Source organism: Nonomuraea sp. NPDC049419, from assembly GCF_040676995.1.
In the GTDB taxonomy this organism is placed as follows: domain Bacteria; phylum Actinomycetota; class Actinomycetes; order Streptosporangiales; family Streptosporangiaceae; genus Nonomuraea; species Nonomuraea salmonea.
This window is the reverse complement of record NZ_JBFAQB010000021.1, coordinates 39,230-64,676: the sequence shown is the minus strand read 5'-3', so window position 1 is coordinate 64,676 and position 25,447 is coordinate 39,230. Positions and strand designations below refer to the sequence as shown.

Sequence of the window (25,447 nt, the reverse complement as noted above, 5' to 3'; positions counted from 1 at the left end):
CACCACTCGCGCAGTTGCCAGATAGGGGTGTAGCCAAGGTAAGCCCAAAAGCCACAATCGCGATCTTGAAGGTTCCCCCGGTTGCGGTTTGGTGACTTTGGGGCGGGCGGGATGAGACCGCCGCTACGGTGAGCGCGGTGGATCGGGGGTTGAGGCCGGGCTTTGGGGAGATTGGCGGCGGCGGGTGACCTCGATCGAGCGGACGGCGTATCCGCGGTTCAAGCGGCTGATCACGGCGCGTGAGCTGCATGTGTTCTTCTCGCCGAGCCAGGCGGAGGCCGAGTGGGCGGCCGAGCGCACCCAGTCGGAGGACCATCAGCTCGCGCTGCTGGTGATGTTGAAGTCGTATCAGCGGATGGGCTGCTTTCCCAAGCTGGCCGATGTCCCGGAGATGGTGGCGGAGTTCGTCCGGCGGGTGGTGGAACTGCCGGAGGGAGCCGTACCGGTGCACGCGTCGCCTCGCACCGGGGAGCAGCATCGGGCGTTGGTCCGCCAGCGAGTCGGGCTCACCTACGATCAGGCGCAGGCCCGCAAGGTCGCCGATGAGGTGATCCGGACCGAGGCCGCCGCGAAGAACGACCCGGCCGATCTGATCAACGCCGCGTTGGAGAAGCTGGTGGAGACCGGGCTGGAGCTGCCCGCGTTCTCGACGCTGGATGCGATGGCGTCGGCGCTGCGCGCCGAGGTGAACAAGGTGATCTGTGGAGGAATCTACGAGCGGCTGAGCGAGGCGCAGCGCGAGCGGGTGCTGAAGTTGCTGACTGAGCGTGGCCCGGATGGCAAGACGCTGTTCAACCGGCTCAAACAGAGCGCCGAGCGGGCCAGCTGGTCGCATTTCAAGAATCTGGCCAAGCACCTGGCTTGGGTCGATGGGCTGGGTGACAGCACGGTGTGGCTGCAGGAGGTGGCCGCGGGCAAGGTCACCGACTTCGCCGGGGAGGCGGCCGCGGCCGATGCCGGAGTGCTGGGCGATTATGCGGTGATGAAGCGGGCGGCGTTGCTGGCCTGCCTGGTGTATAAGGCGCGGATGCGGGCCCGGGACGAGCTGGCCACGATGTTCGTCAAGCGGGCGGCGGCGAAGGTCAAGCGGGCCAAGACGGAACTGGAGGAGATTCACCGTCGGCAGCAGGCTCTGGTGGAGACGTTGATCGCCAACTATCACACGCTGCTGCGGCAGGTTGATGACAGCGGTCCGGTGCAGGCCGGGCGGGCCAAGGCCGCAGAGCTGAGCGGTGAGGTGGTGCAGGCGCTGGCCGGGCTGGACGATGGGGCCGACGTGGCCGAGGCCGCGCGCCGGTTGAACGGCCGCCTGGTGGAGGCCCTTATGGCGTTGACCGGTGCGGTGCGGGCCCAGGCCGGCGCGCTGGGCGCGGTGAGCGCCGCGGTGGACGGGCTGGGCGGGTTCGCCCAGCAGTACGAGCAGATCGAGAAGGTCTCGGCCCATCACGGGGACAATTGGGAGGTGCTGCTGTACGGGCAGCTGCGCAAGGACCGGGCGGTGATGTACGAGCTGACCGATCTACTGGAGCTGCGGGCCACCAGCGCCGATGACCGGGTGCTGCGGGCGCTGGAGCACGCGCGGCGGCATCGCACCGCCCGCGACTACCTGCCCGAAGTGGACGCCGACGGCCAGGTGATCGACGTCTCCTTCGCCACCCAGAACTGGCAGAAGGCGGTGCGGGACCGGCACCGGCCCGGGACGCTGGTGCGCCGCCATTTCGAGGCGATGGTGTTCTGCTACCTGGCCGAGGAACTGCGCACCGGAGATGTGGTGGTGATCGGGTCGGAGGAGTACGCCGACTGGAGCCGGCAGCTGCTGAGCTGGGAGATGGTGGAAGCCAAGCTGCCGCAGTACCTGGTGGACGTGGGCCTGCGCGAGGCTGGCGATGTGCGGCCGTTCGACGCCGCCGCCTTCACCGCCGAACTGCGCGACAAGCTGACCGCGGCGGCGGCCGCGGCCGACGGCGACTACCCCGACAACGAGGACCTGTTCATCGACCCGAAGACCGGCGTGCCCACGCTGGCCGCCCACAAGGCCGATGAGCAGCGGCCCTCGGCCCGCAAGCTGGAGCAGGCGATCAAGGCTCGGATGCCGGAACGCTCGCTGCTGGGCATCGTGGCCCGCACCGCGTACTGGATCGAATGGTGGCACCGCTTCGGCCCGGCCTCGGGCAGCGACCCCAAGTTGAGCGACCCGTTCGGCCGGTACGTGATCACCACGTTCGTCAAGGGCACCAACATGGGCCCGTACGAGGCAGCCCGGCACATCCCCGGGGTCAGCGGGCACGAGCTGTCCATGGCCGCCAACCGGCACTTCTCCATCCCCAAGCTGAACGAGGCGATCGCGGATGTGGTCAACGCGCACGCCCGGCTGGACATGTCCCAGGCGTGGGGCAACGGCACCACCGTGGCCGCCGACGGCACCCACATGGACACCTACCTCAACAACCTGCTCGCCGAGACCAGCGTCCGGCACGGAAAGCCCGGAGGGATCGCCTACCACCACGTCGCCGACACCTACATCGCCTTGTTCACCCGATTTATCCCCTGTGGGGTGTGGGAGGCGGTCTACATCATCGACGGGCTGTTGCAGAACGCCTCGGAGGTCAAGCCGACCACGATTCATGCCGATACCCAAGGTCAGAGCTTCCCGGTCTTCACGTTGGCGCACCTGCTGGGGTTTGAGCTGATGCCGCGCATCCGCAACTGGAAGGACCTGACCTTCTACCGGCCCGGCCGCGCCACCCGCTACCGGCACATCGACGCGTTGTTCGGCGAGCCGGGCAAGAACGTCATCGACTGGACGCTGATCGAGACCCACTTCCGGGACCTGCTGCGGGTGGCGGTCTCCATCCGGGAGAACGCCATCTCCTCCACATTGCTGCTGCGCCGCCTGCGCTCCGGCCCCGCAAGAACGCCCACTACGCCGCCTTCCGCGAGGTAGGCCGGGTGATCAGGACCGTGCAGTTGTTGCGGTACTTGTCGGACGCCCCGCTGCGCCGGCGGGTGACCGCGGCGACCAACAAGGTCGAGGCCTACAACGGCTTCGCCGAGTGGCTGCACTTCGGCCAGCGCGGGGTGATTGCCGACAACGACCCCATTGAGCAGGAGAAGGCGATGAAGTTCAACTCGCTGCTCACCAACTGCGTGATCTTCCACAACACGCTCGACATCGCCGACGTGGTCCGGCAGTTGCAGGCCGAGGGGTGGAAGATCGAGCCGGAAGACCTGGCCGAGGTCTCCCCCTACCTGACCGAGCACATCATGCGATTCGGTGAATATTCCACCCACGAGCTCGGCATTACGCCCGAGGCGTATGAGTCCCGCCTGGACATCGACTTCACCCGGCTGCACGATGGGTCGGCTGACACGGCTTGAACGTCAGCCAGACGTCGGCTCCAGTGATCTGTGCCAGTTCATCAGATCAGAGGCCGGTAGACGAGCCGGTGGCGGTGCTGGGTCCGAATGGGCCATGCTGTTATGCAAAGGCTACTTCCGGGCGTTGCCGGATTCGGGCGTGTGAGGCTGGCTGCCGGGAAACGCGGTCATGAGATCCAGGGTGCGGCTTGAAACCGTCCCATGGAACGGGACCACGGCTTTCGTGTTGTTGCCGGGAGCCGATGACACTCGCGACCGGCCGCCTTTTCCTGAACGGCGGCCGGTCGTCATTCAGTTACCCGTCCTGTGACGTCGGTAGTCGAGTTTTCGTCCGATCACCATGGACCGGTGTCCGGCATGGTCGCGAGCCTGTCGTTGTACATGAATCCCGCCTCCCATCCATTCCGATCGTGACTGACAAGCTAATCTGCACCTCTCATTGTGTCAAGGAATTGGATCATGGCATACCAAACCCATTTGAGTTTGATTCATGTCGACTATGGAGTAGACCATGGCACACAGCGAGCAGCCAAAGAGGGCGTTACGGACAGTCCTCAATCCTCATAAATGCGAGCCGGAAATACAATGGAGGATGGGCGGAGTATGTGGAAAGCCGGACGGAGGATTCCCGTTCCCGACGTCACGGTGCATAAGCTGGTAGAAGAGCAGGTGCGCCGGCGGCTGTCCGAGGTGGCACTGGTCGGCAGCGCGAAGCGGACGACCTATGGGCAGCTCAACAACTACGCCAATGGCCTAGCGGCGACATTGCTGCGAAGAGGGGTAGGGCAAGGGAGCATAGTGGCGATCGCGCTGCCGCGCGGTCCGCACATGGTCGCCGCGATGCTGGCGGTGCTGAAATCGGGAGCTGCCTATGTGTTCCTGGATCCGACATATCCGCAGAGTCGCCTGAAATTCATGCGAGAGAACTCTTCCGCCAACGTTCTCATCACGGCCGAGGAGGCGGCTTCTCACATGCCCTTCGCTCATCCCAACACCATTCTCCTCGACCTGGATGCGGCGCCCGGCCACGCACCGGTAGTGCCCGATCCGAAAGAGAAAATTCCGCCCGGCCGCGTTGCCTACATCGTATACACCTCGGGTTCGACGGGGGACCCAAAAGGGGTGCCGATAACACATCGCAGCCTCGTAGACTACCTGGTAGCAGGTGCGGATGAAACCGCACCGCATGCTGCGGACACTGTGCTGCAGCTCGTCAATCCTTCCTTCGACCCATGCCAACGAGAAGCATTCGGAGCCCTGTCGGCAGGGGCGAGCCTCTACCTCCTCGATCGGTTGGACGAAAGAACACCAGAAGCGGTGGCGAGACTTCTCTCCTCAGGGGAGATCACCGTCCTGGCGGCGATGGCGCCGACCATGCTCGAGGCGATGTTGGCGGTGGCCGAGGAAGAGGACCTCCGATGGCGGTTGCGGGTGATCGCTATTTCCGGCGAACCGCTGTACATGCCTACGCTTCGCCGGCTGAGGTCACGGGTGACGGATGATTGCAGGATCTTCAACCAGTACGGCATGGCGGAATGCACCATGATCTCGACGCGGTGGGAGGCCCTCCGGTCTGATCCTCTCATCGGTTCGCAGGCACCGATCGGACGGCCCATCCCCAACGTGGAGATTGTCTTGTTGGACGATGAGGGCAGGCCGATCGGACAGGGCACCGGCGAGGCTGGTGAGCTCTTGGTGAGCGGTGTCGGCGTGGCCGGCGGCTATCTCGGCGATCCGGTGTTGTCCCAGCGGAAGTTCGTCGCCGATCCTTTCGGCTCGGGAAATACGGTGTACCGGACGGGTGACCTGGCGCGTTGGCTGCCGGATGGAAACCTCGAATATGCCGGACGGACTGATCTTCAGGCGAAGCCGCGTGGCACACGCTTGGAGATGGGTGAGATCGACGCGGGGCTGCTGTCATACGACAAGATTCAGCAGGCCGTTGCGACCACGGCTCCGGACCCGCACGGCGATCTGCGACTGGTGGCATACATCGTACCCGCTCCCGGCAGCGGCCCGCTTTTCGTGGACGAACTACGTGCATATCTGCGGACAAGGCTGCCGTCGTCGAGGATCCCCGAGATCTTCGTGGAGATCAGTGAGCTCCCGGTGACTCCGCACGGAAAGGTTGACCGATCGAGACTCCCGGAACCGGCGAGAGAGCGGCCTCCTTTGACTTATCCCCTTGTGCTGCCGTCCACTCGGGTGGAGGAGACGCTCAGGTCGATCTGGTCCGACGTGCTCGGGAGGGACTCCATCGGCGTAACCGATGACTTCTTCGACTTGGGCGGTCATCCCTATCTTGCCGCGCGCATCGCCATGAGGGTCCGCACCTGTCTACGCGTGTCGATCACCACAGGAGACGTGCTCCAGGCGCCCACGATTCAACACTTGGCGAAGTTGCTCGAAGAGCAGGCATAGGCAACCCCTCATGCAATCGGGCCCCCACGAGAAACACCTGCCGGTCGAAACCTCCAGTGCGCGAACCGGCGCGCCGCCCAGACCCCGTCACCTGACAATCACGCCCGTCGTCCTCGGCGTGGTTTTCGGAAGTTGTCTCAGTGCGCTCAACGTCATACTGGCCTTCAAAGTGGGGACTGGGTTCGGCGGTGCGATCGTCACCGTCCTTCTCGGCGGCGCCGCTCTGCGCCTGCTGCGGAAGCTGAACTGGCGGACCTTGTTCCTCACCTACGCGATCGCCTCGGGGGGCACCTTGGCGGTCACCGCGATCGACACGAGCATCGGCGCCGGCCTCCTGGGGGGTGCCCCACTGCCATCTTGGATGTTTCTCATCGGCGCCGGACTTCTGGCGAACCTCCTGGGCCTCCTTCTGGGCATCGCCTTGGCCCCTTCGATCATCAACGACCGCAGCCTGAAGTATCCGGCTCTGTGGCCGGTCATCGACCTCATGCACGCTCTTACCGGTTCAGGCGACCGCGAGGCCGGTGTCAAGGAACAGCGTCTCATTCTTGTCGGCGCCGTCGTCGCGGCCGGCCTCTCGTTCGCGGCCGCACTCGTCGGCCGCGACTCCCTGCCGTTGGCTCCCGGCGTGTCGCCCTACCTCGCTCTGTCGTTGTCGCCGATGCTTTTCGGGCTCGGTATGCGAATATCCGGGAGCGCCACGGTCTGGATCGGTGTCGGGGCGGTCTACTCCCTCATCGTCTGGTCCGCCAATGTGTTGTGGGGATCACCTCGACCCGGGGCTGCCTATATCGAGCATCTGGGTTCGCCCTGGATCCTCGCCGTCGGAGTAGGCCTGCTATTGGGCTACGCCTGTGGCTTTCTGGCAAAACTGGTAGGCGGGAAGCGCAGTGTGGTCACGGGGGCGATACGTGGGAGAAGCGTCCGGTGGAGGGTCACGGCGGCGGGTGGAGCCGCCGTGATGGCGGGATGTGTCGTGGCACTGTCCCACTGGCTGCCGCTGACCTACCTGATGACCGCCCTCATCTTCGCCGTCCTCGCCCCTCTCTTCGCTGTCCTCATGAACCGGGTCAACGCTGCGATAGGAATAGCGCCTACGGGCGTCTTTCAGTACCTCACGCTCGTCATTCTCGCGTTGTTACACGTGCCGGCGGGGTCGGCGTATCTGCTCATCGGCCTGATCTGCTGCTCGGCGCTGGCGTCGGCGTACTTCATCGAGGCTGCCAAGGTGGCTTCCACGGCACCAGCGCCCGACGCGCCACGCACCCGCCAGCTCTTCAGCTACCAGGTGATCGGCAGCATCGCCGGCGTGGGAACGGGCATCACCCTGCTGTTCCTGGTTAGCGAACTGGGCAACATCGGCACCGCCGCTTTTCCCGCTCCCACGTCGACGGCCCTGGACTTTCTGAACTCCCTGCTCAGGGGGTCGCAGGACTATGCGCAGTCGACGACGGTCTTCCTCGCTGCGGCGGGTCTGGCTGGCATGGCTCTCGCCTGGTCACCAGCGCTTCCTACCATGCTGGGCCTGGGGGTGTTGCTGCCGGCCGCGACCTCCATCGCCATCCTGCTCGGCAGTGTGACGAAAATGGCGACGCAACGCCATAAGAGGGATCAGGGCGCTTTCGCGTCCACGCTGGGCTCCGGCCTGATCCTAGGCGGCGGCATCGCGAACGCGTTACTACTGCCGATTCAGGTTCTCACCTCATAAGTGCAGCAAAGGACGGAGTGCCATGGATTTGGAGCCGAGCGAAGAGCGCGTGGGAGTAGACAGCAGATACAGCTGGCGCTACCCGCTCCCGCCCTCGACGGACGGTCGTCGAGGTGAACGGCTCAGAGAAGTGCGCTCTGTCTGGTATCTGGGACTTCCGCTCACCTCCGCTCATCGAGGCAGCCACTCCGGCGGCGGCGCCCTGATCGCAGGGGGTGGCGACCAGACTCGATACGAGAACGAGGGCACGGTCTATCCGCACGCCTCGCTGGTCGAAATGATCACCTATCATCATCATTGCTTCCCGGACGTCGAATGGCGCTACCTTGACGTGAGCCATCTCGGGTGGGCGGAGATACGCGATCTCATCCACCGCGATCCGCCGGACGTGGCCGCATTCAGCGTTTACTCCGCGACGGCCGTCTGGGCCCTGATAATCGCGGCCGAGATCAAGCGGGTGAAATCCGCGGCGATCGTCGTGTTCGGTAACGACCATGCCGGGATCATGTACCGGGAAGTGCTCACCGACGCGTACGGCGGGAAAGTTGTCGATTTTGTGAGCACCGGAAACAACGGGCCGTTCACGATGATGGGGTTGTTGTACGCCTTGCGTGGCAGCCTAGAACTTCGCGAGGTGCCGTCCCTTGCATATCGGAATGGCAACAGTGTGCACAACCAGCCCGCCAGCACGTATCCCTTGACCCTGCGACGACTGCCCGACTACAGGCTCATCAAGGCCGAGCTCGAACAGTGGTACGACCCCGCCTTCGAGGTCTGGTATGCACAGCATTATGAACTCAAGAGGATGATCACACTTCCCATCGATGGCGGCTGCCATTGGGGGAGCAGGCCGAGCAGGCGATGCAAGCACTGCTCGATCCAGGGGCTCACGCCGAAGGTGTCGGACGTACAGAGCACCGTGGCGGCCCTGGAGGTCACGGTGGGAGACCTCAACTCCAACGTGTACGCCGCAGGTGATTCGACGCTGGGCATGTCACGCAACCAGTGGAGCGGTCAGATCCATTTCCTGGACGACCTGGCCGAGGCATGCGAAGCCTCGAGCATACTGCGTGGCAAACGTTTCATGCTGGCCTACGGTCTTGTCCAGGAATTCCTCCAGTCCGCCGAACTCTGCAAGGGCTTCGTCCGAACGTGGAACGTAGGACTCGAAGCATTCGACCCCAAGCTACTCAAACAGGATTCCAAAGGAATCAACAAGGGCCCGGACCGGGTATATGAGGCGCTCGAATTGGCCCGCGCCCTGGACTACAAGTTGTACATCTCCGGCATTCTTGGGCTCCAGGGAACCACTATCGGGAAGCTTCGTTCGGAGGTGGATCAATGGCTGGCACTGGCAGCGGAATACCAGGACAACATCACCACCGTCTCGGTGGCCGCACCAGCTGTTATTCCGGGCTCCAGGATGTACTGGGAGTCCTATACGGGCAGCACCGAGCTGAGACGGCAGCATCGAGAGATACTGCCTGTACGCCACCTGTCCCAGCGCTACGTGGAGACAAATTCTGACGTCGCCTTTGCCGATGTCGAGCGGGCCATTCAGGATGTTGCACAAGGGATCATGAGCCTGGACGCCGGTCGGGGAAAGCTGAAAGTGGGCGGATACATGTTGGGCGGGAACGACGAAGAGGAAACCAGGGAGCTACGACTCTTGGACGAAGTGTTCAAACGGTCATGAGGTCTTCCTATCACGCGCCCCCGGCGCCGTTGCGCACCGATCCCCTCGGACGTACATGAAAGCCTGTGCCGCAGCACACTTATCGCGGAGCCGCGGACGGCTATGCTGAAACGCCATTCACAGCAAGCCAGCCGCGACGTGTGGCAGTTCACCGAGCGCGACCTCATCACCTTCGCTCAGGTCGCCGAGGAACGCCATCTGCAGATCGCGCGCGGGGGATCGCTGACCAATGCGGAGGGTGTCCGACGGCGTCCGCCTGTCGCTCATCCCGCTTCGGAGACACCGTCGGAGGCCATAGCGTCGCCACAGATATCACTCTATTATCTGTGGTACCGCTGATCGCGACCTGCGGTGACGTTCAGTGGGCGGCGCGCGAAGCGGCCCTGTTATCTGTGGCAAGGAGGATGTGGTGCCCGTCGTGGCGCAACTGCCGACAGGCCAGCGTCTGACGGTCCGCGCTGCGGCTGACGCCTTCCTCGACACCGTGGCCAACCCCAACACCGTGCGCGCCTACGCCGCCGGCGTCGGCAAGACCGCGCTGCGGCTCGGCGAGCACCGCCCGCTCGCGGCGGTGGCCGACGACGAGATCGGCGAGGCCCTGGAGGCGCTGTGGGGAGGCGCGGCGGTCAACACCTGGAACGCCCGCCGCGCCGCGGTGCTGTCCTGGCTGGCCTGGTGTCGCGAGCACGGCCATGCCGCCCCCGCCATGCCCGCCTGGGCCAGGCGGCTGGCCGCACCTGACAGCCAGACCCCCGCCCGCTCCAGGACCGCGATCGACCGGCTGATCGCCCGCCGCGACGTCGGCGTCCGCGAGAAAACCCTCTACCGCCTCCTGTACGAGACCGCTGCCCGGGCCGAGGAAGTCCTCACCCTCAACATCGAGGACCTGGACCTGACCGCCCGCCAGGCACGGGTCAAGGCCAAGGGCGCCCGCGCCAAGACCCGCCGCCGCGGCCAAGCCCGCGAGGATTTCGTGCTGGAGACCGTCTACTGGGACGCCGGCGCCGCTCGGCTGCTGCCCCGCCTGCTCAAAGGCCGCACCCGCGGCCCGGTCTTCGTCACCCACCGGCGTCCCGGTCCCGGCAAGGTCGTCAGCCCTCGCGACGTCTGTCTCGACACCGGCCTGGCCCGCCTGTCCTATGGCCAGGCCCGCGCCCTGCTGGACGAGCACACCGCGCTGAACGGCCCCGGCACGGGCTGGGACCTGCACGAATTCCGCCACTCTGCGCTGACCCACCTGGGTGAGGCGGGCGCGAGCCTGCTGATGCTGATGGCCAAATCCCGGCACAAGAAACCGGAGAACCTGCGGCGCTACTTCAAGCCCTCACCGGACGCCATCGCCGAGATCACCAGCCTGCTCGCCCCTCGGACCAGCGGCTGACCTGCCCTCGACACGCTCAACCATGATCGCGATTGTGGGTTTTGGGCTTACCTTGGCTGGACCCCAGATAACCGTGAAACGAAGCCTGCGCGCCGGACGACGGCCGCCCAGCTCGCGCCATGCCAGTGATCACTATCTTGCCAGATAACGAAGGTTATCTAAGAAATGATCAGGCCCCGGCCTCAATCGCCAGAGGCGAGGCTGTGACAGCTGGCCGCCTGGAGTTCCGCACGAGCTGATGCCAAGCAGGTCCCTCGTGCGAGTCTCGCGGCTACGCCGGTGATCGCTACCTGCGGCGGTACATCAATCCGCCGGACGACATCGTGGCCGGTGGCTACATCGAGGACTCCTGTGGCCCGGCGCTGATTCTTAGCGGGCCACGCCCGGCGCGGGCCAACCGCGGCCGGTGCAGGCTACCGGGGAGGATCGGGCGCCAGGCTTCCGTCGGGAGCGATGTGATCGAAGATCTGGCCGATCAGCGTGATCACATGTGGGTCCTCCACCGCGTACAGCGTCCGGCGGCCTTCGCGGTGTGCGGTGATCAGGCCGGCCAGGCGGAGCTTGGCCAGGTGCTGGGAGACCGTGGCGATGCTGATGCCCGCGTGCGTGGCCAGCGTGCTGACGTCGTAGGAACCGTGGGTGATCAGCCACATCAGGTGCAGCCGTACCGGGCTGGCCAGCAGGGCGAACGTCTCGGCCGCCGCCCTCAGCTGCGCAGGGGTCGGCGGTGGGTGCTCGGCGCCGGGTGAACCCGGTGCGGGGGAGGTCGACATCGTCTGTCCATTGTCTCCCGGCGACGGCCTCCCCTCACCCTATGTTTCGACACTTGCGCGATTTCCGAAACGTGTGGGAGATTAGGGGCACTCCGAAGGGGAGTAGTCCGCAACGCCCGCACGTCGACACACTGAGAACCTCGCGTTCTCCGGCGGCGGGGACCGGTCATCAGCCGGTGGGCGAGACCTTCGGCCACGCAGTCATGCCTGGCCGAGCCCCCTCGCGGATGCCCGGCCGGGTCGTCCACCGCCCGGGAAGGACTCCGCCGCTTGGCTTCCACCACGCTGCCGCGCCCACTGCTGATCCGCGCGCTGCTCACCGTGCGCGCTGCTGCCCCTGCCCGCGTTCCTCGCCTGCATCCAGCCATCGAGCGCAGCGCCACCCGACCCGCGCTCTGGTGATCACCGGCCGCCGACGCCGTGACTCCTGCCGGGCCGTGCCCTGCCAGGCCGTGCCCTGTTGCGCCGTGTTCGGCCCCATCACCCACCAGCTGCGGCGCCCGCGGCGCCGCCGGTCAGAAGGGACACCACCCCACCATGAACACCTCGACGTTGCGGCTGCTGGCCGACGCCCGCTCCGCCAAGGCGGGCGGCGAAGCGGCGATGGCCGCCCGGCAGCGGGCCCGCCTGAGCGAGCTCGTGACCTGGGCGCGTACCCGCTCCCCCTACTACCGCCACCTGTACCGGGACCTGCCGGCCGGAGTGGCCGACCTGGCCCTGCTGCCACCCACCGGCAAGCGCGAGCTGATGGCCGCCTTCGACGACTGGGTCACCGACCCGGCCCTCACCCTGGCCCAGGCACGGGCCTTCGCCGACGACCCGGCGCGCATCGGCCGGCCGTTCGCCGGCCGCTACACGCTGTCCACCACCTCCGGCACCACCGGCACGCACGGCATCTTCCTGCAAGACGCCCGCGCGGCCGCGGTGACCTCCGCGATGATGGCGCGGATGCTGGCCGGCTGGCTGAGCGTGCGGGACATGGCCCGCATCGTGCGCGGCGGCGCCCGGATGGCGCTGGTGATACCCGAGGGCGGGCATTTCGCCTCCACCGTGGCCGCCGCCCGGCTGCGCGGCCGCTCCCGCGTCGCCGCCTTCAGCGTGCACCAGCCGCTGGCCGACCTGGTGACCGAGCTCAACACCTTCCGCCCGACGGTGCTGGCTCCCTACGCCAGCATCGGCGCGCTGCTGGCCGGCGAGGCCGAGGCCGGACGGCTGCACATCGACCCCGCTCTGGTGATGCTCACCGCCGAAGGCCTGCCCACGAGCGAGTACGCGCGCATCAGGGCCGCGCTGGGGGCGAAGGTGCGCACCAGCTACGCCTGCAACGAGTGCCCCTTCCTGTCCTACGGCTGCGCGCAGAACTGGATGCACCTCAACGCCGACTGGGCCATCCTCGAACCCGTCGACGAGCAGTACCGGCCGGTGCCGCCGGGCGAGCCCTCGCACACCGTGCTGCTGACCAACCTGGCCAACCACGTGCAGCCGATCCTGCGCTACGACCTCGGCGACAGCGTCCTGCTCAGGCCCGATCCGTGCCCGTGCGGCCACCCCGGCCCGGCCGTCCGCGTCCAGGGCCGCGCCGCCGACCTGCTCACCGTCCCCGGCCCCGGCCCGGCGGGGGAACAGGCGCCGGTCACCCTCGCCCCGCTGCCGCTGGCCACCCTGCTGGAAGCGGTGCCCGGCCTGGAGCTGTTCCAGATCGTCCACTCCGCGCCCACCTCGCTACGCGTCCGGCTGCACCCCGCCCCCGGCGCCGACGCCGAAACCCTCTGGCGCCAGATCGAGACCCGCATGCGCGACCTGCTGTCCCGCCACGGTCTCGAGCACGTGTGCCTCGAACGCGCCGCCGAGCCGGTCCAGCACAGCGCGGGCGGCAAGGTACGCGCCGTCATCCCGCTGCCCGCCACCGGCGGAGACCCGGCCCGCACCGCACGCCCCTGACCACCACACGCCACACCAGCGAAACCATGGCAGCCCAACACTGTCATTCCCCACGGCTCGGATCGAAGGGCGGGATCGATCACCCCGCCCTTCCCCGCCTCCCCTCCCACCGAACGGAGACGCCTTCGTGCTGCCCGACCTCCTGGCCTACAGCGTCCGGATCCTGCCCGGCCTGCTGCTGATCGGCGCAAGCTTCGCACTCGCGCGCGCCGAACGCGACCCGCTGCTGCGCATCCTGACCCTCATCTTCGGCTTCATTCTGATCAGGGATGCGATGACCCCCCTCGGATTCTGGCGCCTGGGCACCGCAGGAGGCATGCCGTGGCTGCGCTTCACCGACCAGGCGCCCGTCCTGTTGCTGTTCGCCCTAGGCACGGTAGCGCTGACCGCCGCCGTGCTCCGCGTGGACGGCGGACTGCGCTCGCTGGTGCGCTGGGGCCGCTTCACCCCGGTCACCCTCGCTGGAGGCATCGGCGGCGGCATACTGGCCGCCGCTCCGGCGCTGCTGCTGTCCCTGTCGACACCGCTGCCGGCGCGGGGCGGCGCTGTCGCGGTCACGTTGCTGCCAGTGCTGCTGCTGTTCAGCCTGGCGGGCAACCTCGCCGAGGAGGTACTCTTCCGCGGCTTCCTGCAGGGCCGGCTGGAGCAGCACGCCGGAGCACTTCGCGCGGCGTTGCTGTCGGCCCTGCTGTTCGCCGCCTGCCACGCCTTCCTGGCCTCGACCGTGACCGACCTCGGCTGGCCCCTGCTGGCCTTCACTCTCTACGAAGGACTGATCTGCGCCTTCCTGCGCCTGCGCTCCGGCGTCATCGCGGCCGCACTCGCCCACGGAACCGCGATCTTCCTGCTGGCCGGCGCGCTGGTCTGAAGCCCCCGACGGCACGCCGGTCGTGCTGGCGCCGCTGTCGCCGGCCACGCTGCTGGGGACGGTGCGCGGACTGGAGCTGTTCAGATCGTGCAGATCTCCCCCGGCACGCTGCAGTGCTGCACAGGCATGGCGGGCGGAGACGCCGTCCGCATCACCCCGGCTGTGCGTCTCCGCCGACGACGTAGGGTTTGCCCGGCGGTTCGGCGATCACGCGCGGCAGCGTCCGGATCATCAGGAGATGAGCGTAGCGCGCACAAGCTCTATACCGCTCCCTCTTGTGCTGATATGACCAAACTTGGCTATCATCGTCATATGGCGATTGATAGTGATGCCGGCCGCTGCGTCAGCGCCGACATCGCCGCCGGCGTCCCCCCGGCGGCCGCACTGTTTCACTCCCTGGCCGATGAGAACCGGCTGCGCATCGTGCAGCGCCTGGCCCGCGGCGAGGCCCGCGTGGTCGACCTGGTCGCCGAGTTCGGCCTGGCCCAGTCCACCGTCTCCAAGCACCTGGCCTGCCTGCGCGACTGCGACCTGGTGGACTACCGCGCCGAAGGCCGCCAGTCCTTCTACTCCCTGACCCGGCCCGAGCTGATGGATCTGCTGGCCGCCGCCGAGCAGCTGCTGGCCGCCACCGGCCACGCGGTCACGCTGTGCCCCGCCCCCACCTCCATTCCCAGTGCCGTCGCCTGCCCGGGCGGCCCGCAGGACGTGGGCGAGGTGGTGGCGTGACCGCGCTCAACCTGCCCGGCCTGGGCCCGTCCCCAGCCCGGCGCACGGCGCTGCAGCGCCGCATCCGGCTGCTGGTGGCCGCCACCATCACTTATAACGTGATCGAAGCGGCGGTGGCCATCACGGCCGGCACCGTCGCCTCTTCGGCCGCGCTGATCGGGTTCGGCCTGGACTCGATCGTCGAGGTGGCCTCCGCGGCGGCGGTGGCCTGGCAGTTCTCCGCCGCCGACCACGAACGCCGGGAGAAGACCGCGCTGCGCGTCATCGCGATCTCCTTCTTCGCGCTGGCCGCCTACGTCACCGTCGACGCCGTGCGCGCCCTGCTCGGCGCCGGCGAAGCCGAACACTCCACCCCCGGCCTGATCCTGGCCGCCCTGTCCCTGCTGATCATGCCGTTCCTGTCGCATGCGCAGCGCCGGGCCGGTCGCGAACTCGGCTCCGCCAGCGCGGTGGCCGACTCCAAGCAGACGCTGCTGTGCACCTACCTGTCGGCGGTGCTGCTGGTCGGGCTGGCACTCAACAGCCTGTTCGGCTGGTCCTGGGCCGACCCGATCGCCGCCCTGGTCATCGCCGCCGTCGCGGTCAAGGAAGGCCGTGAAGCCTGGCGCGGGGACGCCTGCTGCGCGGTCCCCGCCGCCACCGCGATCAACGCCGGCAACGACAGCTCCGGCGAGTGCTCGGACGGCTGCTGCTCGCCCACCACCTCGCAGCGGTGACGATCCGGCAACCGCCGCCCCTCACCGGCTCGGCACCGCCGGGCCGGCCAGTGCCGCACCGGCGCGGACGGGCGGCGATCACCACCGGCCGCCTCCACTACGGTGGCCGGATAACCGCGGCCCCTCAGCACAGGCAGCCGAAGACGAAGCCCACGACGAAGGCGTAGCTGTCATCGGATCAGATGCTCCAGGCGCTCGCCCCTTAGCGCCAATACCCGCCAGAAGGGGTTCCGGGGCCCCTGAACAGAACCCCTCGTACACCTTCGAGCTGAGCCGGGACATGTCACCGGCCGGTCATCAGAAGAGGCTGTGCTTCTCCGGCAGATCAACGACGCCCGCCAGCGCCAGCTCCGCCAACACGATCAAGGCAAGAGCGAGGACACCGAGCAGGAGCCAAGCAATTGGATGGCCGAGATTGAGCGTCCACGAGGAGGAGCCGAGACGGGCGTGCACAAGCAGAGCCGGGTCGCGGCGGTTGACATAGACGGCACCGGCGAGGAACCAGTGGCGGTCGTCGTCGCGCTGGCCGACCCCGGAGTCCTCCAGTTCCTCGCCCGGCAGAACGGGGAGCCGGTGCCCGGCCTGGCCCACCTTGATCTCCCACATCAGCCAGCCGCCCAGCAGCACGATGAGCGGGGCGTAGGTGGCCACCTGCCAGGCGATCACGGGGGTGACGATCTCCGACAGTTGCAGGGCTGCGAAGAACAGAGCCAGGTTCAGGCAGGCCGCGGACAGCAACGACGTCGCCGCAACGCTGCGCAGGTAGATGCGGTAGCGGCGGGCGGAGCCTTGGGGTCTGGCGGCATCGAGGTCGGGGCGGGCGTAGCGCGGCCAGGACTGTGGCCAGGATGATCAGGGTGATGGCGATCTGGTAGGTCACCGGCTGGAAGGCGTTCAGCACGGTTGTGGGTACACGCTGCGAGGAGGCTGTGTCGTACCCAAGAAATGGCGGCAGCGTGGCGGGCAGTCCGCCGTGGCGTGCCCAGCCGATGCCCGCGGTGAGCAGGAGCCGGACAGGGCAGGCAACCCCCACAACCACGGCACGCGGACAGGGTCGGTGCGGAAGGTGGTGTCCACGGTGACGACCTGACGCCGCTCGGTCGCCCACCGGCCGGCGAGCTTGGCGGCGCGGACCATGCGATGAGCGCGGTAGAACAACAGCAGGTCCACGACGATTACCACCGTCGTGGCGATGCCGATCGCGCCGGCGGATCCTGTGACCAGCAGCACCAGGACCAAGACCACTGCGGCGAGCGCGGCCACCAAAACGGTCAGACGAGCGTAGAACCGCCGCGCCGCAACGATGACGGGATCGTCCACCCGCTGGATGCCGACGCGCACTCCGAACGGCAGAGTGGGCCTGGCCAGCGTCGGCAGCGCCAGCATCAGGGACGTGACCAGCGCGATGAGGATGAGGCCGGCACTGAGGAACGGGATCACGTGCTCTCCTCGAAAGCGATCAGTAGAGCCTCGCACCGGCGCAGCACATCCTGCCGGTCGATGCCGTGGACGGTGGCTTCTGCCAGCAGCACGCGCATGCGTTCCTCCCAGTCGTCGATAAAGGGCGCCTCTGGCGGGCCGGTGGCGGCATCACGCCGTACGACCGCGCCGCTCTTGCGGTTGATCCGGATGACACCCTGCTGTCGCAGCAGGTCGTAGGCCTTGTTCACGGTATGGAAGTTGATGCCGAAGTCCGCGGTCGTCACCAGGACCAGCGCCGTGAGCGTGCCGCCGGCGGAGGTCGCCGAGGTGCATCTGCTCGAGCGGCCGCTTGCGGCTGCCACGGGCACGCACTACGGCCTGCTCGTCTCCGGCGTCATTAAGGTCGGCAGCTGGACGTCCCTGACCGGCGTCAAGCGTCTGGTCGCCGCCCGACGAGAAGTCACCGGCCTGCGGATCGTCCTGAAGAGCCGGGTGTCGGTCTACGACGAGCTGATCCTCAGTGTTCCGGATGCCGAACAGCTTCAGCGCCGGCTGATCGCGGTGACGGCATGAACATCGAGGTGCATGGCCTGACCAAGGCGTTCGGGTCGATAACTGCCGTCACCGACCTCAGTTTCGAGGCCGAAGCGGGGAACGTCACCGCATTCCTGGGGCCGAACGGCGCAGGCAAGACCACCACCATGCGGATGATGCTGGGCCTGGTCACGCCAGACTCCGGCACCGCCACGTTCGGCGGCAACCGCTACGCAAACCTGCCCCACCCGTCGGCCACCGTCGGAGCCGTGCTCGACAGCGCAGGCTTCCACCCCGCCCACAACGCTCACGACCACCTGCGGGTCTACGCCCGCATGGGCCGGTACGGCACGTCCCGGGTCAAGCAGGTCGCCGACCTGACCGGGGTGTCGGCCTTCGCCGACCGCCCCACGCGCACCCTGTCCACCGGCATGCGGCAACGCCTCAGCCTGGCCACCGCGCTGCTCGGCGATCCCCCAGTGCTGCTGCTGGACGAACCGAGCAACGGCCTAGATCCCGAAGGCATCGCCTGGCTGCGGCACTTCGTCCGCGAACTGGCCCGCGGCGGCCGCACCATCCTCATCTCCAGCCATGTGCTCGGCGAGATCGAGCACATGGCCGACCACGTGGTGGTGATCCGCGACGGCCGGCTGGTCACCACCGGACCTATCACCGGCTTGTACGGCACAGCCACCGTGGTGGTCCGCTCCCCGCAAGCGGACCTGCTCGCAGCCAGGCTGATGAGCAGCGGGAACAGCGGGATCAGGGTAGAACATCCGCAACCCGACCTCCTGCGCATCCACGGTCTGAGCACCGCAGAGGTCGCCACTGCCGCCGCTTCCCACGGCGTCACGCTGCACGAGATCACCCCTGAACGCCCCACCCTCGAACAAGCGTTCCTGCACCTCACCGGAGGTTCCCGATGACCGCCCTGCTCGCCGCTGAATGGACGCGCCTGACCAGCGGCAGGCTCTGGCTGTGGGGTCTGCTGGCCACGCTGGGCAGTGGAGCACTCGTGGGTCTGCTCGCCCTTGTCGGGCCGGAAAACTTCACGCCTCCGCTGCCCGGGCTGGACACCGCCCAAGGCACCCACATGCTGCTGGGCCTGCTCGGCCTCACCGTCTTTGCCCCAGCTCTGCTGGGCACCATCGCCGTGTCCTCGGAGTATCGGCACCGGACCATCACCACGACGACGTTGTTCGCTCCCAGGCGCTGGACCTGGCTGGTAGCGAAGCTGGCGGTCTACACAGGAGCGGGGCTCGCCTACGGCGCGATTGCCGCGGCCGTGGCCGGCGGCGCTCTGTTCGGCGTGGCCATGCTCAAAGGCATCACGCTCGGTCTACCGACCGCCATGGTCGCGGCCTTGTTGGCCCGCATCGCGCTGACCATGGCCGTCTACACTCTGCTGGGCGTCGCCGTGGGCGCTCTCCTTCGTAACCAGGTGACCGCTCTCGTCGCCGTCGGCGCCTACTTCTACATGATCGAGACCGTGTTGATGCTCGTCCCGGGAATCAACGTGCTCTATTCCTATCTCCCGGGCGGCGCCACTGCCGCACTGACCGGCTTCACCTACCTGGCGGATGCCGTGGCCAGTCAGACCGATACCTCCGCGGCCCGACTGCTGTCCGCGCCGGCAGGTGGTGGCGTCTTGGTCGGCTATGCCCTGATCGCGGCTGCCATCGCCGTCGCGGCCCCGTTGCGGCGAGACATCATGTGAGCGGCCCGGCAGACCCACTCCCTCTTTCAGGGCATTCTCGGCCATATTCGGCTCCGTGGAGCCAAGGCTCAGGGCACTAGAACCGCTGGTCGCCCAGGTCACCGGAGGTGAGGAACCCAGGAACAGCCGTTGGCGCTGAAAATGATCTTGCGCGGAACGCGACGTTCGGTTTTCGGCGCGAGTCGGTGTGTGATCGCATCAGCTTCGAGATTCGGACATATAGCGCGATCGTCGCTTTGACGGTGATCGGTGATATCTCTAAGGGCTTCACGTGGCCATCCTCTGGGACCAGCCACTTGAATGGGGCCTTCCGCCACACCCATGCAGTGGGTTGGTCGCCTCGTCGCAGCGCTCAGAAAGGACAGATCGTCTCGAAGCGGTCGTTTCCTCTCCTGTGCGAACCCTGAGCCCGCTCCTCCGGCCCCACCGCGAGGGATGCCGACCGACAGCCGGGGTGCCTTGAGAACTATGCGATGGCCCCCTGAACCGGATCTGACCTGTGGTTTCTTCGAAATTCGCGGCCAAACCGACGCCCGCGCTCGTCGGCGACAGCAGTGAGGTGGATGCTCGGCGAACGAGGTGATATCGGGGCGGGATGTGCGAGCCGAGCCGGCGGCGGTGATCAGGGCGGTTCAAGAGGTGCTTTGCGAATCGCCTGAGCGGTTTCCACGTATCTTCATTGACCCCGGTCGTCGTTGGTCAGGGTAAGGGCGATCATCCCGTGGTCGCGGCTGCGGCCGGCAGCTGAATGTCAGGGAAGGCATGTCCTGTTGACAGCCGTTCGATAAGGGTGAGTACGGCCTCTCTTCCGCCGTTCGTCGATACCCAGCGACTTACCTGGCAGGCGGCTTCGGCGTACACATGGGGATCCGCTGATCCCGCGCGGAGCCAGGCGTCGAGCGTCGCCGGCAAAGCTCGGCGGGAGTCGAGCAGGCAACGGTCGCCGGCCGGGGCGAGGTAGCGGGGATCATCACTGACCAGGACGGCCAAGCCCTCATTGAACCACTGCGGGACTTCGGCGCCGTCCAGACGGGCGTGAAGCTCCACATGGGTGAGCTCGTGCGAGGCGATCACGGGATCGACGCCGCGCGGAGACAGCATCACCGACCGGCTGAGTACGGCAATGCCGCGTTCCCGGCCGCCGCCGATCCTGCGGTAGCAGTCGTCGGACAGGCAAACGAGGATGTCAGGGGTGCTTGCCCGTCCGCCGAAGAAGGCACGTACCCGCTTGTTCGCCTGCTCGACGACCTCAGCCACGTGCCGGCGCTCGGCCGGCGCCAGGCCGGGTTCGGCGTACACGCCGGCCTGGAGCCGCTCCAGGCCATAACAGCCAGGACAGGTGGTGGCCGCAACAGACGGGAAGGCGATCGCGGTCAGCGCCACGGCCGCGGTGAGGAGAACCGCGGTGACCGTGCCCGCGATCCACCAGCCTCTCCGGCGCAGGCTTGCCTTCCGAAGGATCAAGGGCATGTGAATCTCCTGGGAGATCGGGTGTCTGAGTGGCGCGGTGCCAGGCCGTGCTCGTAGGCATAGATGACGGCGCGCACCCGCGTGGGCAGCCCGAGTTTGCGCAGCAGACTCGCGACGTGGTTCTTGACCGTGCCCTCCTCGATGGTCAGGGCTCGGGCTATCTGCGCGTTGCTCAGCCCGCGAGCCAGGTGCCGGAGCACCTCAAGCTCACGAGCAGTGAGCCGCTTTTGCGCGTCGGCGGGGGAGGCGGGCGACAGGCTCGCGAATCGGTGGATCAACCGGGTGGTGACCTGGGGGTCCACCAGCCCGTGCCCGCGGTGCAGCGCTCGCACCGCCTTTAGGAGCAGTTCGGGGTCGCTGTCCTTGAGCAGGAACCCCGAAGCCCCCGACTGGAGTGCCCCGAAGAGGTACTCGTCGGTGTCGAACGTGGTCAGCGCGAGCATCCCCGGCGGAGCTTCCAAGCCGGCCAGTTGCCGGATCGCGGAGAGCCCGTCTACGTACGGCATGCGCAGGTCCAGCACCACCACGTCGGGGCGCCGCCACAGCGCCTGGTGGACGGCTTCAGCTCCGTCGGCCGCCTCACCGACCACCTTGATGTCGGGCTCGCCGTCCAGTGTCACCCGCAACGCGTCGCGTACGGCCGGCTGATCATCGGCGATCACCACTCGAATCGTCACGCCACCCTCCTTGAACCGACGGGCCCGATCGGCACGACAGCCTCCACCTGCCAGCCGTGATCCTGCCCCGGGCCTGCCACGAACGTGCCGCCATGTTGGTCGACGCGCTCGCGCATGCCTCTGATGCCCCGCCCCTCCGCTCCGGCACGGCCGTGGCCGTCGTCGATGATCGAGACCGTCACAGCGGCCGGGTCGCACATCACGTGCACGTCCACGTGGCCGGCTCCGGAATGGCGGACGGCGTTGGTGAGCGCTTCTTGTACGAGGCGGTAGACCGTATGGCCGACAGCGGGCGGCAGCGTGATGCCGGCCCCGGCGCGGTGGACCGAGATCGGCAGCCGTGGGGTGGAGAGCCGCCTGGCCAGGTTATCGATCTCTTCCAGGTCCGCTCCAGTGGCTGCCTCACGCAGTGAGTCGAGAAGGGCGCGCACCTCGTTCAACGCGGTTGCGGACAGCTCGGCGATGGTGCCCAGCGCCTTGTCGGCGGTCTGCGCCTGGCCGCGCAGTGCTCGGCGGGTGGCGGTGGCCTGCATGCGGATGGCGGTGAGGTGGTGGCCGACGCTGTCGTGGACGTCGCGGGCGAGCGCGGCGCGTTCCTCAGCCATGGCGCGGCGGGTCTCGGCCTGGTCGAGCCGTGCCGCCTGCGCGGCCCGCTCACCGTACAGCTGCAGGGCGAGGCCGATCGCGACCGGAGCGACACCCATGATGACCAGGTCAGTGACCACGGAAAGCCCCGCCTGTGCCCGCGGGATGAGCAGGCCGTAACCGGTGGTCCAGACGATGGACAGGCTCATCACCAGCCAGGCGCGGCGCGGCAGGCGGAAGGACGCCGCGCCGAACATGACCATGGCCACCAGCCGGCCTTGCCACCCTGGGATCGCCAGCCCGAGCAGAGCTATCGCGGCTGACAGCAGCGCTCCTGCCAGCGGAAAGCGGGCACGCAACGTCAGCGGCAGGGCAGCGGCGAGGCTGGCACCCACCAGGAGGGGCAGCTCAGGCCACGGTGGCGGCTCGCCATCGAGTATGGCGAATGCGGTGAGCGCGGCCGTGGCCGCGAGCACGAAGAGTCCCTCTCTGGCGTACACAGCGGCAACGCTACTTCGCCGGTCCGCAGGAGGCGCCGCGCGGCGGCATCTGGCCCGTGGTCAGGTAGCGGTGTACGTGCTGGCGTACGCACGGGTGGCCGGAGAGGTAGAGCGCATGCCCGCCGATGGCCGGCAGGAAGCGGGCCCCGGGAAGCTGGGCGGCCAGCCGTCGGCCGTCCGCGGTCGGGGTGTTGTCGTCGTACTCGCCGCCCGCGATGAGCACGGGGGGCAGGCCGGGCTCCTTGATGGGGTGAGGCGCGTACGTTCTGGTTGGCGGGAGGCCGGCGCAGTGATTGGCCATCGGCCACACGGCCCGCCACCCGATGTGGGGCGTATCGCGACGCAGGACGCTCTCCAGCTTCTTGACCTTTGCGTACCCGGGGTAGGGCAGATCCGCGCAGAGGATGACGCGCGACAGGTCGGGGTCCGGCGCTCCTTGCACCTTGGCGAAGAACGAGGCGTCGCCGGCCTGTGCCCGCGCGAGCCCGGCTGCCAGGCGCTCCCAGGTGGCCTCGTGGGTGAAGTGGGCGCGGGAGGCGATCTGGGTGTCGCTGATGCGTACGCCGGGACCGGCTTCGGGGGCGGGGATGGGCTCGCGGCGGGCCTTGGCCATCACCTCTTCCCAGACGGCCACCGGATCCTTGCCGTGCAGCGCGCAGGTGGCGGTGCTCTGGCACCAGGCGGCGAAGCGCTTGAAGTTGGCCTCCAGGGCCTTGGCCCGTGGCTTGAGCCAGGCGCGCAGGTCGGGGGTGGTGTGGTCGAAGACGCTGTCGAGATACATCCGGCCGACCTGGCGGGGGAACAACTCGGCGTAGGCCTGCCCGAGTACGGTGCCGTGCGAGTTGCCCAGGTAGGTCAGTTTAGCCTGTCCCAGGGCCTTTCTGATCGCCTCCATGTCGTGCGCGATCTGCCAGGAGTTGAGGTTTCCCGACAGCGGCCCGGCCTCTTTGGCGCATGCTTGCCCGAAAGCGCGGTTCTTCGCAGCGTACGCGTCGTATGCGTCCTCGTTCGGAAACACCCACTCAGTGGCGAACGGTGCGGAGATGGGGCAGTTGATAGCGCTGGACTTGCCGAACCCTCGCGGGTCGAAAATCACCACGTCGAACCATTTGGTCAGATCTGCGAAGGACTCCTTCGCCTGACGGAGAAGCGCGATCTGCTCGCCAGGCCCACCGGTGTTGACCAGCAGCACGCCCTTCTTGCCGGCCTGGTCCTGAGCAGACAGCTTGGCGAGACCGATCGTGGCCTTCTGCCCTGTTCGGCGGGCCCAGTCGGCCGGCACCTGGATCTGTGCGCACTGCAGACCGTCCCCGCAGTCCTGCCATGACAGCGGCGTGGCCGTGACCGGAGCGACGGCGGTGACGGCGCCGACGACGAGTGAGGCAACGATGTTCATGCCGGAAGGATCGCCGGAGCCGCTCCGCCCACGCGTCCCCCTTTCTGCATATCTTTGCCGCGCCCGGTCCAGGTCCGCCGCGACACCCCGCCCAAGCTCGCCCCATGCGCTGGACGCCTGGGAGCAGAGGCGCTTCCTGCGCGTCATGGAGGTCCGCAACGATGGCTGCGGTGAGCCTGTCAGGATCGAGGGCGGCAGCGTCGGGTGTCATCCAAGAACGGACGCGGTGGCGAAGGTGCGTCTCGCCGGCGAATGCGGAGGTCTCGACGCGTTCGGGGTCGATGCGCTTTCCGATGCCTGCGAACAGCGAGACGCCCTCACCCAGCAGAATCGGCAGGATGTGCAGCTGGACTTCGTCGACGAGCCCCAGTGCGAGGCACTGTCTTGAGATGCTGCCTCCCAAGAGACTGGCCCGCTTGCGGCGAGCTCAAGGCCGCCCCCCGGATGATGACTGACCAGCGAAAACGCTTCGACGAGGCGTATCCGAACGAAAAGTCACGGTAAGCCGCTTTACGGAGTCCGCTTTGCGGGTCTTTCGTTCCGATACTCGTATCAGGCCCCCGTGAAGCCCGCTCAGATACGTGCGGATCTTAGCCGACGTTCAGATGAGCGCATGAGGATGACCTGGTTGATGTGGTCATCCGCCGCTGTCTGAGGATCGTTGCCGTGGTCTCGTCGGCGGGGAGGAACGCTTCGAGGCGCAGCTCAGACAGCGTGACGTCGACAGCGGTCGCGAACGTCGTCAGCGTGGTGATGAGGCGCAGTTCGCCTTCCGGCACTCGCAACCGCAGGGGCACGGCGAAGCCGAGGTGCTCAGCCGGTGGATCCACGTCGGGAAGGTAACCGTCCAGCTCGGCGATGAACTCCTCCAGGCCCGGATTGGGACTCTGCCGCACCTGGTTGCGCAGGCTGCCGGTGATGTGGCGGCCCCACTCGGCCAGGTTCTCGACCCGGCGGGCCATCCCATCGGGATGCAGGGCCAGGCGCAGCACGTTGACCGGGGACTTGAGCAATGCGGGCGCGGTGCCCTCCGCGAGAACGTCGAACGCCGCATTGGCGGCGACCAGTTCGCCGTACGGCCGGACCACGAGAGCGGGGTACGGCAAGTGCCCGTCGAGAATGCGTTCCACCGCTTCGCGCACTGGCCTGAGTACGGGGGCGTTGAGGCTCGACTCGGCATAGATCGGCGCGTAGCCCGCGGCGAGCAGGAGCTCATTGCGTTCCCGCAGCGACAGATCCAGGGACTCGGCCAGCCGCACCACCATGGCGCGCCCCGGCCGCGAGCGTCCCTTTCGAGAAAGCTCAGGTGGCGCTGGGTCGTATCGGCTCTGATAGCCAGATCGAGCTGGCTGAAGCGGCGGCGCGTCCGCCAGCGCCGTAGCTCACGGGCAAATTGGCCAGACTCCACCAATACCGTCATGCCCCTATTCATACTGGACGCCCGCGGTGGGGGGGGGGGGGGCGGGGTGTGGGCGGGTCCCCCCCCGCCGGCGCCCGAGCGGCCGAGAGCCGGCACGTAAGCAAGACAAGAGTCT

21 protein-coding genes and 2 pseudogenes are annotated in these 25,447 nt (G+C 67.5%); 12 read left to right on the top strand and 11 right to left on the bottom strand.

Annotated features, from left to right (window positions below):
- Positions 1 to 184: 184 nt before the first annotated feature.
- The 4 genes and pseudogenes from AB0K12_RS39780 (at position 185) to AB0K12_RS39765 (ending at position 9,203) form a co-directional block, all read left to right on the top strand.
- Positions 185 to 3,378, top strand: a pseudogene (locus AB0K12_RS39780) (Tn3 family transposase).
- Between the two features lie 603 nt (positions 3,379 to 3,981).
- Complete coding sequence (locus AB0K12_RS39775; protein WP_364572872.1) at positions 3,982 to 5,799, top strand: non-ribosomal peptide synthetase; 1,818 nt, start codon at positions 3,982 to 3,984, stop codon at positions 5,797 to 5,799.
- Positions 5,800 to 5,809: 10 nt separating this feature from the next.
- On the top strand, positions 5,810 to 7,507 hold the full coding sequence (locus AB0K12_RS39770; RefSeq protein ID WP_364572870.1) for an OPT/YSL family transporter: 1,698 nt from the start codon (positions 5,810 to 5,812) through the stop codon (positions 7,505 to 7,507).
- 22 nt (positions 7,508 to 7,529) lie between these two features.
- Positions 7,530 to 9,203 (top strand): hypothetical protein, encoded by a 1,674-nt coding sequence (locus tag AB0K12_RS39765; RefSeq protein WP_364572868.1) that lies wholly within the window; start codon positions 7,530 to 7,532, stop codon positions 9,201 to 9,203.
- Between the two features lie 117 nt (positions 9,204 to 9,320).
- Here the strand turns inward: AB0K12_RS39765 and AB0K12_RS39760 are convergent, their stop codons facing one another.
- Positions 9,321 to 9,470 (bottom strand): hypothetical protein, encoded by a 150-nt coding sequence (locus tag AB0K12_RS39760; RefSeq protein ID WP_364572866.1) that lies wholly within the window; start codon positions 9,468 to 9,470, stop codon positions 9,321 to 9,323.
- Positions 9,471 to 9,612: 142 nt separating this feature from the next.
- Here AB0K12_RS39760 and AB0K12_RS39755 point away from each other — a divergent pair, with 142 nt between their 5' ends.
- Positions 9,613 to 10,584: a site-specific integrase gene (locus tag AB0K12_RS39755; RefSeq protein ID WP_364572864.1), complete on the top strand. Its 972-nt coding sequence runs from the start codon at positions 9,613 to 9,615 to the stop codon at positions 10,582 to 10,584.
- A 413-nt stretch (positions 10,585 to 10,997) separates the two neighbouring features.
- On the opposite strand, the gene AB0K12_RS39750 is transcribed toward AB0K12_RS39755, so the two are convergent.
- On the bottom strand, positions 10,998 to 11,357 hold the full coding sequence (locus AB0K12_RS39750) for a metalloregulator ArsR/SmtB family transcription factor (RefSeq protein WP_364572862.1): 360 nt from the start codon (positions 11,355 to 11,357) through the stop codon (positions 10,998 to 11,000).
- Between the two features lie 537 nt (positions 11,358 to 11,894).
- Between AB0K12_RS39750 and AB0K12_RS39745 the strand changes: the two genes are divergently transcribed.
- The 4 genes from AB0K12_RS39745 (at position 11,895) to AB0K12_RS39730 (ending at position 15,611) form a co-directional block, all read left to right on the top strand.
- Positions 11,895 to 13,298, top strand: a complete 1,404-nt coding sequence (locus AB0K12_RS39745; RefSeq protein ID WP_364572860.1) for a hypothetical protein — start codon at positions 11,895 to 11,897, stop codon at positions 13,296 to 13,298.
- A 127-nt stretch (positions 13,299 to 13,425) separates the two neighbouring features.
- Positions 13,426 to 14,166, top strand: a complete 741-nt coding sequence (locus tag AB0K12_RS39740; protein ID WP_364572858.1) for a CPBP family glutamic-type intramembrane protease — start codon at positions 13,426 to 13,428, stop codon at positions 14,164 to 14,166.
- A 312-nt stretch (positions 14,167 to 14,478) separates the two neighbouring features.
- On the top strand, positions 14,479 to 14,895 hold the full coding sequence (locus tag AB0K12_RS39735) for a metalloregulator ArsR/SmtB family transcription factor (protein WP_364572856.1): 417 nt from the start codon (positions 14,479 to 14,481) through the stop codon (positions 14,893 to 14,895).
- The gene (locus AB0K12_RS39730) at positions 14,892 to 15,611 is read left to right on the top strand and encodes a cation transporter (RefSeq protein ID WP_364572854.1); all 720 of its coding nucleotides are present in this window, start codon (positions 14,892 to 14,894) and stop codon (positions 15,609 to 15,611) included. The genes AB0K12_RS39735 and AB0K12_RS39730 overlap by 4 nt, the downstream gene beginning before the upstream one ends.
- Positions 15,612 to 15,908: 297 nt before the next feature.
- On the opposite strand, the gene AB0K12_RS39725 is transcribed toward AB0K12_RS39730, so the two are convergent.
- The 3 genes from AB0K12_RS39725 to AB0K12_RS39715 all read right to left on the bottom strand — a co-directional run bounded on the left by AB0K12_RS39725 (position 15,909) and on the right by AB0K12_RS39715 (position 17,317).
- Positions 15,909 to 16,349 carry a hypothetical protein gene (locus AB0K12_RS39725; protein WP_364572852.1) on the bottom strand — a complete coding sequence of 147 codons (441 nt, stop codon included), beginning with the start codon at positions 16,347 to 16,349 and terminating at the stop codon, positions 15,909 to 15,911.
- A gap of 156 nt (positions 16,350 to 16,505) precedes the next feature.
- A complete protein-coding gene (locus AB0K12_RS39720; RefSeq protein WP_364572850.1) occupies positions 16,506 to 17,051 on the bottom strand; it encodes a hypothetical protein in 546 nt (181 codons plus the stop codon).
- Complete coding sequence (locus AB0K12_RS39715) at positions 17,048 to 17,317, bottom strand: hypothetical protein (RefSeq protein WP_364572848.1); 270 nt, start codon at positions 17,315 to 17,317, stop codon at positions 17,048 to 17,050. The genes AB0K12_RS39720 and AB0K12_RS39715 overlap by 4 nt, the downstream gene beginning before the upstream one ends.
- A 13-nt stretch (positions 17,318 to 17,330) precedes the next feature.
- On the opposite strand from AB0K12_RS39715, the gene AB0K12_RS39710 reads away from it, so the two are divergent.
- The 3 genes from AB0K12_RS39710 to AB0K12_RS39700 are packed head-to-tail and all read left to right on the top strand — an operon-like array spanning position 17,331 to position 19,284.
- The gene (locus AB0K12_RS39710) at positions 17,331 to 17,606 is read left to right on the top strand and encodes a hypothetical protein (RefSeq protein WP_364572846.1); all 276 of its coding nucleotides are present in this window, start codon (positions 17,331 to 17,333) and stop codon (positions 17,604 to 17,606) included.
- Entirely contained in the window at positions 17,603 to 18,493 is an 891-nt protein-coding gene (locus AB0K12_RS39705; protein WP_364572844.1) for an ATP-binding cassette domain-containing protein, read from the top strand. The genes AB0K12_RS39710 and AB0K12_RS39705 overlap by 4 nt, the downstream gene beginning before the upstream one ends.
- A complete protein-coding gene (locus tag AB0K12_RS39700; protein ID WP_364572842.1) occupies positions 18,490 to 19,284 on the top strand; it encodes an ABC transporter permease in 795 nt (264 codons plus the stop codon). Before AB0K12_RS39705 ends, AB0K12_RS39700 begins: the two co-directional genes overlap by 4 nt.
- A 714-nt stretch (positions 19,285 to 19,998) precedes the next feature.
- On the opposite strand, the gene AB0K12_RS39695 is transcribed toward AB0K12_RS39700, so the two are convergent.
- The 6 genes and pseudogenes from AB0K12_RS39695 to AB0K12_RS39670 all read right to left on the bottom strand — a co-directional run bounded on the left by AB0K12_RS39695 (position 19,999) and on the right by AB0K12_RS39670 (position 25,177).
- Entirely contained in the window at positions 19,999 to 20,754 is a 756-nt protein-coding gene (locus AB0K12_RS39695; RefSeq protein ID WP_364572840.1) for a hypothetical protein, read from the bottom strand.
- Positions 20,745 to 21,431 (bottom strand): response regulator transcription factor, encoded by a 687-nt coding sequence (locus AB0K12_RS39690; protein ID WP_364572838.1) that lies wholly within the window; start codon positions 21,429 to 21,431, stop codon positions 20,745 to 20,747. The genes AB0K12_RS39695 and AB0K12_RS39690 overlap by 10 nt, the downstream gene beginning before the upstream one ends.
- Positions 21,428 to 22,492 carry a sensor histidine kinase gene (locus tag AB0K12_RS39685; RefSeq protein WP_364572836.1) on the bottom strand — a complete coding sequence of 355 codons (1,065 nt, stop codon included), beginning with the start codon at positions 22,490 to 22,492 and terminating at the stop codon, positions 21,428 to 21,430. The genes AB0K12_RS39690 and AB0K12_RS39685 overlap by 4 nt, the downstream gene beginning before the upstream one ends.
- 34 nt (positions 22,493 to 22,526) lie before the next feature.
- Positions 22,527 to 23,912, bottom strand: coding sequence for an alpha/beta hydrolase (locus tag AB0K12_RS39680; protein WP_364572834.1), 1,386 nt, complete (start codon positions 23,910 to 23,912; stop codon positions 22,527 to 22,529).
- Between the two features lie 316 nt (positions 23,913 to 24,228).
- Positions 24,229 to 24,315 (bottom strand): annotated as a pseudogene (locus AB0K12_RS39675) (deaminase); the annotation flags it as partial.
- A gap of 187 nt (positions 24,316 to 24,502) precedes the next feature.
- Positions 24,503 to 25,177 carry a transcriptional regulator gene (locus AB0K12_RS39670; protein ID WP_364572832.1) on the bottom strand — a complete coding sequence of 225 codons (675 nt, stop codon included), beginning with the start codon at positions 25,175 to 25,177 and terminating at the stop codon, positions 24,503 to 24,505.
- Positions 25,178 to 25,447: the final 270 nt, after the last annotated feature.